Below are 11,404 nucleotides of genomic sequence, written 5' to 3'. Positions count from 1 at the left end.
AACGCCCGGTCCCATTCCGAACCCGGAAGCTAAGACCCACAGCGCCGATGGTACTGCACCCGGGAGGGTGTGGGAGAGTAGGTCACCGCCGGACATAAATTACGTAGGGCCCTGACAAGGAATGTCAGGGCCCTACGACTTTAACCACATGCCCCAAACACAAACCCCGACGCCCATCACCCCCCGCGGGGAAGTCGGTGACGCCCCATCACGTCCTGCAGGGAAATCCGTGACGCTCTCTCAGTTCCTGCAGGGAAATCCGTGACGCTCTCTCACCTCCTGCAGGGAAATCGGTGACGCCCTATCAGCTCCTGCAGAATTATCAGCGATGCTCCGTCTGCGATGCCGGCGGTTGTTTTCCTATTACGCCGAGGGCTCACGGCACGCTAACGTTGGGGCACCCCAAGCAGAGGAGGGCACGGTGGGCAAAGTGGTCATGTACAGCTCGGTGTCGCTGGACGGCTTCGTCGCGGACGAGAATGACCAGCCCGGACCCCTGTTCGACTGGTTGTCCAACGGTGACGTCCCGTTGGACGAGAGCGGCGAGGTGAAGGTGTCGCAGACGTCTTACGACTACACTCGGCCGTACTGGGACCAGGTCGCGGTGACACTTGTTGGCCGCCACGTCTTCGACCTGACGGACGGCTGGGACGGGAAGCCTCCGAGCGGGATCGACCACGTGGTCGTCGTGACGCACCGGCCGCAGCCCGAGGGCTGGGACCTTGGGGCGTCGTTTCACTTCGTCGACGGCGTCGAGGCAGCCATGGCCAAGGCGCAAGAGCTTGCGGGTGACCGCATTGTCGAGGTTGCCGCTGGTGACGTCGGTGGCCAGATGCTTGCCGCGGGCTTGGTCGACGAGGTGCGCATGGACGTCGTACCCGTTGTGTTCGGGTCCGGTAAGCGCTACTTCGGGTCGGTCCAATCGCAGCACCTGTTGGAGGGGCCCGATACGGTGATCCAGGGCAGCCGGGTCCTTCACCTGCGCTATCGGGTGCGACGTTGAACGCGTCGCTGGGAACCCGCGACAAGTGATGGAGCGTCTCCCGGGAACCGCGACAGCTGATGGGGCGTCGCTCGGAAACCTGCGGGATGTGAGAGAGCGTCGTCCGGAAACCTGCAGGATGTGAGAGAGCGTCCCATGTTGTCGGTTCCGAAGCGACCGCAGCTGATAGGGCACCAGCGCGGCGCGGGTAGAGTAGAACACCATGAGCAGCCTCTTCAGCCACGGCCAGGAACCCTTCGGCAGAGACAGCCAGTCCGCGCCAGACCTCCTGGAGCCCGTGGTGGAGACGGTTGTTGTTCCCGGCAGTGTGGCCCATGCCTTCGCCGGCTTCACCGACCATGCACACCTGTGGTGGCCCCTGGAATCGCACGGCGTCTACGGCGCTGGCTCCTACGTGGAATTCGAAGAGAACCTCATCCTGGAAACCGCCGATGACGGACGCACCAGCATCTGGGGAACCCTCGATGACTGGCAGCCGCCGCTGTCCTTCCACGCCACCTGGCACCCCGGTTCCACCGCCCTCTGGTCCACCGAACTGCTGGTCACCTTCCGCGCGGTGGACGAGGGCGTGGAAGTACGCGTCTTCCATGAGGGCTGGGAAGGTGCAGAGGATCCGGCCGCGGCCCGCGCGGAGTACGTCGAGGCCTGGCCTCAGATCCTGGCCCGGTACGCCCGCTTCATGGGCGCTCCTGCAGGTGCGGACCGCGAGGGTGAGCAGGCAGGCTAACCGTGAGCCAGCTCCGGCGGCACCGCGGTGCTGGTCCGGATCACAAACTCCGTCGGGTACTCCTGGTCGATGGCCGCCTGTGGTGCCCGCCCGCCGTCGGACCCGTTCCGCGTCTCGCCCAGCAACTCCAGTGCGGTCCTGGCCGCGAGGCGCCCCTGCCCCCGGGGGTCCTGGCTGATGGTGGTCAAACCGAACGTCTCACCCAGCTCGTGCCCGTCCATGCCCACCACTGAAAGATCATAAGGAACCTGCAGCCCGAATTCCCGGGCAGCCAGGATGGCGCCCACGGCCATCTCGTCCGAAGCCGCGAAAACGGCGGTAGGACGTTCACTTGCCGTCCCCAGCATGCGGCGTGCGGCGGCATAGGCTCCCTGGATGGTGAAATCGGCGGCCACACGCCACTCCGGATGCACCGCCAGGCCCGAGGCCCTCATGGCGGCCTCATAGCCCCTTTGGCGGATGCCCGGGAGCTTAAAGTCGCGGTCCAGGTTTGCGTCCCCCGTCATGTGGGCGATCCGGGTGTGCCCAAGCCGGATCAGATGATCGGTGGCCAGCCGTGCCAGCCGCTCGTCATCGATCCTGATGGTGGACGCCCCGGGCAGTGCACCGCCAATACCAACAATCGGCCGGTGGACGGCCAGCAGCTGCTGGATCTCGTCCTCGCCGAGCACCAGGGCAACGGCAATGACAGCGTCAAGCCGCTTCCGCAGCAGGAAGTCGCTGAGTACGCTGCGGCGCCGTTCCGGCTGGTCGCCCACGTTGTACAGCGTGAGGTCGTAGCCCGCGTCCAGCAGTGCCTCGGATACGCCTTCCAGTACTGAGGAGAAGTACCAGCGGTTCACGGACGGGACCACCAGCCCGATGTTGTGGTTGCGGCCGGAGGCAAGGCTGGATGCGTGGTAGGACGGCACAAACCCCAGCTCCCGGGCGGCCTCCTGGGCTAGTTGCCGGCTCCTCGCGGAGACGTTCGCCTTGCCGCTGAGCGCCCGGGACACGGTGGCAACGGACAGGCCTGCCCTGCTCGCTACTTCTTTGATACCGGCCATGCTCAGTCTGCTGCGGCGTCCGGTCCAAGCTGGAGCCAGGCCGTCTCAGCGGAAGCGAGGAAACGGCCGGCGCCTGACGGGTCGCTACGGAGGAGCACATGCCCGGCAGGCATCTCCAGGGGATCGTGGTTCAGGTTCATAATCACCAGCGTAGTGCCGTTGACGTAGCCCAGGGAGGAACCGGTGCACCAGTCCTCCGCCCACGACAGCGAGCCCCGGCCGAGGTTCAGCCCGCGCCTGAGCCGGAGGATGTCCCGGTACAGCGCAAGGTGCGACGACGGCGAGGCGGCCTGGAGGTCCCGGGCCAGGGCTGCGAACGAGGAAGGAAAAGGCAGCCAGGGGTCGCTTCCGTGGCCAAAGCCAAGGTGGGTCTCGGCGGCCCGCCACGGGAGCGGGATGCGGCAGCCGTCACGGCCCAAGCGTTCCCCGCCAGTACGGGCGAAGGTGGGGTCCTGCCGCAGATGTTCCGGGATGTCGACGCCGTCGGGCAGGCCAAGTTCCTCGCCCTGGTACAGGTACGCGGCTCCCGGAAGGCCCAGCATGAACAGGGAGGCGGCCGCCGCCCGACGGCGGCCCAGGGTGATGTCCGGCTGGGGATCGGCGGGGCCGATGCCGTCCCCGTCACGGGGGCCCTGCCCGTTGTAGCCGAACCGGCTGGCGTGCCGGACCACATCGTGGTTGGACAGCACCCAGGTGCTCGGTGCGCCGACGGCGTCCAGTGCCTCCAGCGAATCCGTGATCACGCCGCGCAGCCGGTACACGTCCAACCCGGCATGAAGGTAGGGGAAATTGAAGGCCTGGTGCATCTGGTCCGGCCGGACCCAGTTGGCCAGCCGAGGCAGCGGATCCACATTGGCTTCCGCGCACAGGATGCGGTCCGGGCCGTACTGGTCCAGGATCCGGCGCCAGTTCCGGTAGATGTCGTGCAGGGCGGGCTGGCCGAACATGGGTGCTTCGTGGCCCGGGAACCCTTCGCTGCTGCCGCCGTCTGCGCGTCCGCCCCAGGCGGGCAGGCCGGGAGCTTTGACCAGGGCGTGGGCCACGTCCACCCGGAATCCGGACACGCCGCGGTCCAGCCAAAAGCGCAGCACGCGTTCGAACTCGGCGTGGACGGCCGGGTTGTCCCAGTTGAAGTCGGGCTGGGACGAATCGAAGAGGTGCAGGTACCACTGGTCCGGCTGCCCGTCCGGCCCGGCCACCCTGGTCCAGGCCGGCCCGCCGAAGTGGGACTGCCAGTTGTTGGGCGGCTCGGAGCCTTCCGGGCCTGTTCCGTCCCGAAAGATGAACATGTCCCGCTCCGGGCTGCCGGCCGGCGCCGCGAGGGCGGCCTGGAAGGCTGCGTGCTGGTCCGAGCAGTGGTTCGGCACCAGGTCCACGATGACGCGCAGGCCCAGCCGGTGGGACTCCGCCATCATGACGTCGAAGTCGCCGAGTGTTCCGAAGATCGGGTCCACGTCGCAGTAGTCGCTGACGTCGTAGCCGGCGTCGCGCTGGGGGGACCGGTAGAAGGGTGACAGCCAGACTGCGTCCACACCGAGGTCCGCCAGGTGCGGGAGTTCCTCGGTGATTCCCGCAAGATCGCCCACGCCGTCGCCGTTGAGGTCCCGGAAGGAACGTGGGTACACCTGGTAGATCACGGCAGAGCGCCACCAGCCGGGAGCGTTGTCCGACTCGTGGATGAGCGTCAGCGGCCCGGCGTTCAGGGAAGTGTCGGGAGTCACAGTTTCGACAGACATGAGTGACAGCATAAGCGCGATGGAGCATAAAAATGAAAACGCTTCCATGATTATTCTCGGTACCCATGGCTCCCGCGGTACATAACTGCTGGTCAGGACTGGAAGCGTTTGCAGCAGTGGGACCAAAGGTTACGCAGGTCCAGTCCGGTCGCCGCCTAAACTGGGAGGACATGTCCGACGGCGGGTGGAGGCCTTGGTGGGAAGCATTGTTGACGAGCTCGAGGGCATCCTGGCCGCGGGCCAGGTTGACGTGGCGGAGACGTCACTGCACCGGTACGCCGTGGACCAGGCGCCGATCATCGACTTTCAGCTGCCCCTGGCGGTGGTGTTTCCCGAATCGGTAGCCGATGTGCAGTCGGTGGTGCGCGCCTGTGCGGAGAACGGAGTGGCCGTAGTGGCCCGCGGTGCGGGAACCGGGGTATCCGGCGGCGCGCATGCCACGGAGAACTGCATCATCATGTCGCTCGAACGGATGGACCACATCCTTGCGCTCAACCCGGACGACGAGACAGCAGTGGTGGAGCCGGGAGTGGTAAACGCCGTGCTCAACGAGGCAGCGGCTGTGCACGGCCTGATGTACGCGCCGGACCCAGCCAGCTTCCGCACCTCGACCATTGGCGGCAATGTTGCCACCAATGCCGGCGGCCTGCGCTGCGCAAAGTACGGCGTTACCAGGGACTCCGTGCTTGCCCTCGACGTGGTGCTGGCGGACGGCTCGCTTCTCCACACCGGCCACCAGACCTTCAAGGGCGTGGCCGGCTATGACCTGACCGGATTGTTCGTGGGATCGGAAGGAACGCTGGGCATCGTGGTGGGCGTCACCGTGCGCCTGAAATACCTGCCGAACGAGGTGCACACGGTGGCGGCCTTCTACCCTGACTTCCGCATGGCGGCGGCAGGAGTCCTGGCCGTAGGCAAGGCACGGGTCCAGCCGGCCATCATGGAACTGCTCGACGGCGGGACGCTTGCCCAGCTGGACGACATCCACGGCTCCGACCTCACCGCCCGCGGACGCTCCCTGCTCCTGGTCCAGACGGACGGGTTTGGCGCCGCAGCCGAGGCGAAGGTGGTGCGGGAAGTCCTGCGGGCAGGAGGGGCTGCTGTCACCACTGAAGCCAGCGCCGAAGCCGAGCGGCTGGTGGAACTCCGGCGGCACAGCAGGGGCGTGGAGGTGGACGACGAATACCGCGTGGGGGAGGATGTTGCGGTGCCGCGCTCACGCCTGGTGGACTACGTCGCGGCCCTGGAAACCATGGCGGCACGCCACGAAGTGCACCTCAAGGTGGTGGCACACGCCGGGGACGGAAACCTCCACCCCACGTTCTGGATCGACAGGCAGGGCAGCAGTGTTGATGCTGCGGCGCTGGCGCGGCTTCAGCAGGTCCTGGATGAATCCATCACCGTAGCCCTGGAAATGGGCGGCACCATCACGGGTGAGCACGGTGTTGGCCAGTACAAGCTGCGGTGGCTGGGCCAGGAGCAGCCCGAACCGGTCCGGGAGCTGCAGCGCAGGATCAAGGAACTGTTTGATCCTGCCGGCATCCTGAACCCCGGCAAGGCGATCTAGCTTTAGTCGTCCGAGTCCGGATATTCGTCGATGGACTCGTCCTCGCCGTATCGGGACTCCTCGGTCTCGACTTCAAGGATTTTCAGCAGGCCGGTGTCCGGGTTCAGCATGATGGCGGCTTCGTCCCGGCGGTGCCGGAGGATGGAGTCGATGTAGGACTGCACGGCCTCGGCCAACGGGATGTGGCGTTCCTGCTTTTCGGACATGTACCAGCGGTGCTCCAGGACCTCGTGCACCACTTCGGCGGGCTCCAGCTTTCCGGACAGGTCCCGCGGGATGGACCTGACGATCGGCTCGAAGATCTGGCTGACCCAGAGGTGGGCGCTGTATTCCTCGTCCATGTCCGGGTTGTTATCCGCACGGAAGGAGTCCATGTCATTAAGCAGCCGCCGGGCCTGGTTTTCCTGCGCGTCAATACCCGTAAGCCGAAGGAGCCGCCGCTGGTGGTGTCCGGCGTCCACCACTTTTGGCTGCAGCTGGATGGTGGAGCCGTTCTGGGTGGTCTTGATGGCGTACTCCTCGACGTCGAAGCCGAGTTCGTTGAGCCGGCGGATTCTGGCACTGACCCGCCACCGCTCACCGAGTTCGAAGGATTCCTTCTCGGTCAGTTCAGCCCACAGGCGCCGGTAGCTGTCCATGATGAGCTCGCTGGTGGCCACGGGATCCACCTTTTCCTCGATCAGCCCGCCATCCAGCAGGTCCATGAGTTCTCCGGCGATGTTCACCCGGGCAATTTCGAGGTCGTATTCACGCTGCCCGGTGGACAGGTCCGGGTACAGCTCCCCGGTTTCGGCGTCCACAAGGTAGGCGGCGAAAGCGCCGGCGTCGCGGCGGAACAGGGTGTTGGAGAGGGACACGTCGCCCCAGTAGAAGCCGATCAGGTGCAGCCGCACCATCAGCAGCGCCTGTGCGTCGATGAGGCGCGTCAGGGTGTCCTTGCGGAGCATCTGGGAGAAGAGCGCGCGGTACGGCATGGAGAACTTCAGGTGCCGGGTGACCAGGACCGGGTTGAGTGGACGCCCGTCGGGTGTGGTGCGGCCGGTAATTACCGCCACCGGTTCCACACAGGGGACGTCCAGCCGGGCGAGCTTGCGCAGCATGTGGTACTCGTGCCGGGCTACGTGCTCGGAGGTTTCCTTGATGGCGATAACCGATCCGCCAAGGTGGGCGAAGCGCACAATGTGGCGGGAGATGCCGCGGGGGAGGGCTGCCAGGTTCTCGGCAGGCCAATCCTCCAGGGCGATATGCCAGGGAAGGTCAAGGAGCTCCGGGTCGGCGGCCGCCGCGGTGATATTCAGTGAGCTGGAGACCGAGGCGAGCTTGCCGTCGTCGGCACTGGCGGCCACAAACCGCGGCAGTTTTCCGATCTGCGCGTAGTCGGTGGGTTCATCGTGCCACTGGGCGCTGTATTCCTCGGTCATAACTCAATTCTTCCGTACTTGGGGCAGGCCAGCTAATCTTCCGCCGGCCAGTTAAAAGGCCGACGGCGGCCCATCCGTCAGGAGGGCCGCCGTCGGTTATTTAGGGCGTCGGTGGTGGGCCCACGCCGGCAGGGTTCCCTAACCGAAGCGAAGCGAGGTTCGGGCGTCGGTGGTGGGCCCACGCCGGCAGGGTTCCCTAACCGAAGCGAAGCGAGGTTAGGGGGCCGGTGGGGACTAGTCGCCCAGGCGCAGGCCGGTCTTGGTGTCGAACAGGTGCACGTGGCCCGACTGCGGACGGACGTAGATGGACTCGCCCTTCATCGGGGGGCGGCGGCCGTCGACGCGTGCCACGATGTCGTGGTCCTTGCCATCGAGCGTGGTGTGGCCGTAGACGTAGGCGTCAGCGCCGAGCTCTTCGACGACGTCCACCTCAACCTTCAGGCCTTCACCGTGCGGAGCGGTTTCGAGGTCCTCCGGACGGCTGCCCAAGGTGACGGTGGAGCCGTGTGCCTCTTCGAGGACGTCGCGCGGCACGGGGTAGACGGTGCCGCCGAACTGCACACCGCCGTCGACAACGGGCAGTTCCAGCAGGTTCATGGCGGGGGAGCCGATGAAGCCGGCAACGAACACGTTCTTGGGGCGGTCGTAGAGGTTGCGCGGGGTGTCAACCTGCTGCAGCAGGCCGTCCTTCAGCACAGCGACGCGGTCACCCATGGTCATGGCCTCAACCTGGTCGTGCGTCACGTAAACGGTGGTGACACCGAGGCGGCGGGTGAGGGATGCGATCTGCGTGCGGGTCTGCACGCGGAGCTTGGCATCGAGGTTGGACAGCGGCTCATCCATGAGGAAGACCTGCGGGTTACGCACGATGGCGCGGCCCATGGCGACACGCTGGCGCTGGCCGCCGGAGAGGGCCTTCGGCTTGCGGTCCAGGTACTGCTCAAGGTCAAGAAGCTTGGCGGCTTCGCGGACGCGCTCGGCGCGCTCTTCCTTGGAAACGCCGGCGATCTTCAGGGCGAAGCCCATGTTGTCGGCCACAGTCATGTGCGGGTACAGGGCGTAGTTCTGGAAAACCATCGCGATGTCGCGGTCCTTCGGGGGAACATCGGTGACGTCGCGGTCCCCGATCAGGATGCGGCCTGCGTTGACGTCCTCAAGGCCTGCGAGCATGCGCAGTGAGGTGGACTTACCGCAACCGGAGGGTCCAACGAGGACCAGGAATTCGCCATCGGCGATGTCGATGTTGAGCTTATCGACGGCGGGCTTATCTGTGCCCGGGTACAGACGCGTAGCGTTATCAAAAGTAACTGTAGCCACAGTTATCAATCCCTTCACCGGCAGGTACGTGCCGGACGATCCGTTGTGAATGGTTCATGTTTGTTCAGTTTTGTGTTGCAGGCTGCACTCCGGCTCAGCCGGAGTGCAACGAGTGACGCCGCACGGTATCTGTGCGCCACATCACAAGCAAGAGTATGTCAGATGCTTCGTTTATTGTCGCAAATGTTACGGACGTCACACGTGGGCTTCCCCACTCCTAGCTTGGGGCCGCCTGCGGATCCTCTTCCGCCACGGCGACGCTCCGCTCCTTCAGGAGGGCCTCCAGCAGCTCCGCTACATGAAGCGGAGCCTCCACGCGGTACTGCGCCTGGGTGAAGTCCAGCCCCACCTTCACGCCCACGTCGCCCGGCTCGAGCCGCGCCAGGGCGTCCTCGTCGGTGGTGTCATCACCGGCAAACAGCACAGCCGTGGCCCCGGTGATCTGCCGCAGGAACGTGACGCCCTCGCCTTTCGAGGCGTTGACGACCGAGGTTTCGAGAACCCGCTTCCCGTCCTTCAGGAAGACCCCCTTGCGGTCCTGGAGCAGCGAGCGTGCGGCCGCAACTGCGTCGTCGGCCACGTCATCGGCAGCAAGGCGGGTGTGCAGCACAACGCCGGCAGGCTTGTCCTCCAGCATGGTCCCCGGGGCTTCCTCAACGATTTCCGCGAGGATGGCACGGACCTCGGCCAGCAGCGCCTTCTGCTCCTCGTCAAGGGTCAGCCCGGTTGAGCCCGGGCCCAGCCACGCTTCGGCGCCGTGGCTGCCAATCAGGAGCGAGTCCACCGGCGGCGACGCCACAGCACGCAGGCTGGCGAGGGCGCGCCCTGAAATGAGCGCCGTCGTCGTGCGTGGCAGCACGGCGAGCCCTGCGAAGGCCGTCGCCGCGCGCGGCAGGGGGCGTGCGTCGTCGGCATGCCCCACGATGGGCGCCATGGTCCCGTCGAAATCCATGGCCACCAGCAGATGGTCGGTGCGGGCGATGCGCCGGACGGCCTCGCGGAGCTCCGGGGACAGTGCCAGCGGACCCTTGGGTCGGCCGTCAGGAGTCATCCCGCACCACCTTTTCGTTCAGTGCGGCCAGGAAGTCTGCGGACCAGTGGTCCACGTCGTGTTCCAGGATCTGCTTGCGCATGGCGCGCATCCGCCGGGCGGCGTCCCGCGGAGACATCTCAACCGCCCGCATGATGGCGCTCTTGAGGCCGTCAATATCGTGCGGGTTCATCAGCAGGGCCTGCTTGAGCTGGTCCGCGGCGCCGGCGAATTCGCTCAGCACCAGGGCGCCGTCGTTGTTGGTCCGGGCCGTGACGTATTCTTTGGCCACAAGGTTCATGCCGTCCCGCAGCGCCGTGACCAGCATGACGTCGGCGGCCAGGTACAGCGCCACCATCTCCTCCACGGGATAGCTGTGGTGCAGGTAGCGGACGGCGGTGTTCTCGATGGTGTCGTAGGTGCCGTTGATGTGGCCCACCGTGCCCTCCACCTCCTCCCGCAGCAGGCGGTACTGTTCAACGCGTTCGCGGCTGGGGGAGGCCACCTGGATCAGGGTGGCGTCTCCCACGGACAGTTTGCCGTCCGCCAGGAGTTCCTCGAACGCCTTCAGCCGGTGCCGGATGCCCTTGGTGTAGTCCAGGCGGTCCACGCCAAGCAGGATGGTCTTGGGGTTGCCCAGGTCCTGGCGGATCTGCCGGGCACGCTCGATGATTTCCGGTTTGGCGGCAAGCTCGCTGATCTGCTGGACATCGATGGAGATGGGGAATGCCTGCGCCCGGGCGATGTGGGTGATTTCGCCGTCCTGGCCCTTGACGTGCACCTGCTGCTGCTTGACGCTGGCGCCGAGGAACCGGCGGGCCGAGCGCATGAAGTTTCCGGCATCGCTGGCCCGCTGGAAGCCCACCAGGTCGGCGCCGAGCAGGCCGTCGATAATGGCCTGGCGCCACGGCAGCTGGGCAAAGATTTCCGGCGGCGGGAACGGGATGTGGTTGAAGAAGCCGATCCGGAGGTCGGGCCGGGCTTCGCGCACCAGCCGCGGCACCAGCTGCAGCTGGTAGTCCTGGATCCAGACGGTTGCCTTGTGGTCCGCATGGCGTACGACGGCGTCGGCGAACCTTTGGTTGACCCTGCGGTAGGCGTCCCACCAGGTCCGGTGGAATTCCGGCGGCGCGATGACGTCGTGGTACAGCGGCCACAGTGTCGCGTTGGAGAAGCCTTCGTAATACAGCTCCACGTCATCGGTGCTGAGCTGGACGGGGACCAGGTCCATGCCGCCGTGGCTGAAGGGCTCCACCGTCTCATCCGGCGCGCCGTGCCAGCCCACCCAGGCGCCGTCGGTCTTGGTCATCATGGGCGCGAGTGCCGTCACCAGACCGCCGGGGGAGCGGCGCCAGCCGGAGCCGTCGTCGCCGTTCTCGCCGGCGGCGACACGGTCAACGGGCAGCCGGTTGGAGACCACCATGAAGTCGTACTTGGTCTCGCCGCCGTGGCCGGAGCCGGCGGCGCCGGGCGCAGCCTTGGCGGCTGGTTTTTCCTGGACAGGTGTTTGCATTGCGGCCCCCTGGGGTTGCTTGTGCCTCTCAGCCCACCCTAACG

The 11,404-nt window shown here is 66.2% G+C and carries 9 protein-coding genes and 1 rRNA gene; 4 read left to right on the top strand and 6 right to left on the bottom strand.

Going from position 1 to position 11,404, the window contains the following annotated elements; genetic code table 11:
• The 3 genes from rrf to ACZ9BC_RS22385 all read left to right on the top strand — a co-directional run.
• Nucleotides 1-94 (top strand): 5S ribosomal RNA (gene rrf, locus ACZ9BC_RS22395); the annotation flags it as partial.
• 327 nt (nt 95-421) lie between these two features.
• Complete coding sequence (locus ACZ9BC_RS22390) at nt 422-1,003, top strand: dihydrofolate reductase family protein (RefSeq protein ID WP_476247880.1); 582 nt, start codon at nt 422-424, stop codon at nt 1,001-1,003.
• Between the two features lie 202 nt (nt 1,004-1,205).
• Nucleotides 1,206-1,730 carry an SRPBCC family protein gene (locus tag ACZ9BC_RS22385; protein WP_476247877.1) on the top strand — a complete coding sequence of 175 codons (525 nt, stop codon included), beginning with the start codon at nt 1,206-1,208 and terminating at the stop codon, nt 1,728-1,730.
• On the opposite strand, the gene ACZ9BC_RS22380 is transcribed toward ACZ9BC_RS22385, so the two are convergent.
• Nucleotides 1,727-2,776 carry a LacI family DNA-binding transcriptional regulator gene (locus ACZ9BC_RS22380; RefSeq protein WP_476247876.1) on the bottom strand — a complete coding sequence of 350 codons (1,050 nt, stop codon included), beginning with the start codon at nt 2,774-2,776 and terminating at the stop codon, nt 1,727-1,729. The two genes, ACZ9BC_RS22385 and ACZ9BC_RS22380, sit on opposite strands and share 4 nt — an antisense overlap.
• Nucleotides 2,777-2,778: 2 nt before the next feature.
• Nucleotides 2,779-4,524 (bottom strand): glycoside hydrolase family 13 protein, encoded by a 1,746-nt coding sequence (locus ACZ9BC_RS22375; protein ID WP_476247879.1) that lies wholly within the window; start codon nt 4,522-4,524, stop codon nt 2,779-2,781.
• A gap of 184 nt (nt 4,525-4,708) precedes the next feature.
• On the opposite strand from ACZ9BC_RS22375, the gene ACZ9BC_RS22370 reads away from it, so the two are divergent.
• On the top strand, nt 4,709-6,079 hold the full coding sequence (locus ACZ9BC_RS22370) for an FAD-binding oxidoreductase (RefSeq protein ID WP_476247875.1): 1,371 nt from the start codon (nt 4,709-4,711) through the stop codon (nt 6,077-6,079).
• 2 nt (nt 6,080-6,081) lie between these two features.
• Here the strand turns inward: ACZ9BC_RS22370 and ACZ9BC_RS22365 are convergent, their stop codons facing one another.
• The 4 genes from ACZ9BC_RS22365 to ACZ9BC_RS22350 all read right to left on the bottom strand — a co-directional run bounded on the left by ACZ9BC_RS22365 (nt 6,082) and on the right by ACZ9BC_RS22350 (nt 11,360).
• On the bottom strand, nt 6,082-7,500 hold the full coding sequence (locus tag ACZ9BC_RS22365) for a DUF4032 domain-containing protein (RefSeq protein WP_079597876.1): 1,419 nt from the start codon (nt 7,498-7,500) through the stop codon (nt 6,082-6,084).
• Between the two features lie 234 nt (nt 7,501-7,734).
• Complete coding sequence (locus ACZ9BC_RS22360; RefSeq protein WP_013599924.1) at nt 7,735-8,817, bottom strand: ABC transporter ATP-binding protein; 1,083 nt, start codon at nt 8,815-8,817, stop codon at nt 7,735-7,737.
• A 217-nt stretch (nt 8,818-9,034) separates the two neighbouring features.
• A complete protein-coding gene (otsB, locus tag ACZ9BC_RS22355) occupies nt 9,035-9,868 on the bottom strand; it encodes a trehalose-phosphatase (RefSeq protein WP_476247874.1) in 834 nt (277 codons plus the stop codon).
• Nucleotides 9,858-11,360 (bottom strand): alpha,alpha-trehalose-phosphate synthase (UDP-forming), encoded by a 1,503-nt coding sequence (locus ACZ9BC_RS22350; RefSeq protein WP_476247873.1) that lies wholly within the window; start codon nt 11,358-11,360, stop codon nt 9,858-9,860. The genes otsB and ACZ9BC_RS22350 overlap by 11 nt, the downstream gene beginning before the upstream one ends.
• Nucleotides 11,361-11,404 lie beyond the last annotated feature (44 nt).

It is taken from the genome of Pseudarthrobacter sp. TE3704, assembly GCF_056279405.1.
The sequence above is the reverse complement of the archived record's forward strand: the minus strand, read 5'-3'. Positions and strand labels throughout refer to the sequence as shown.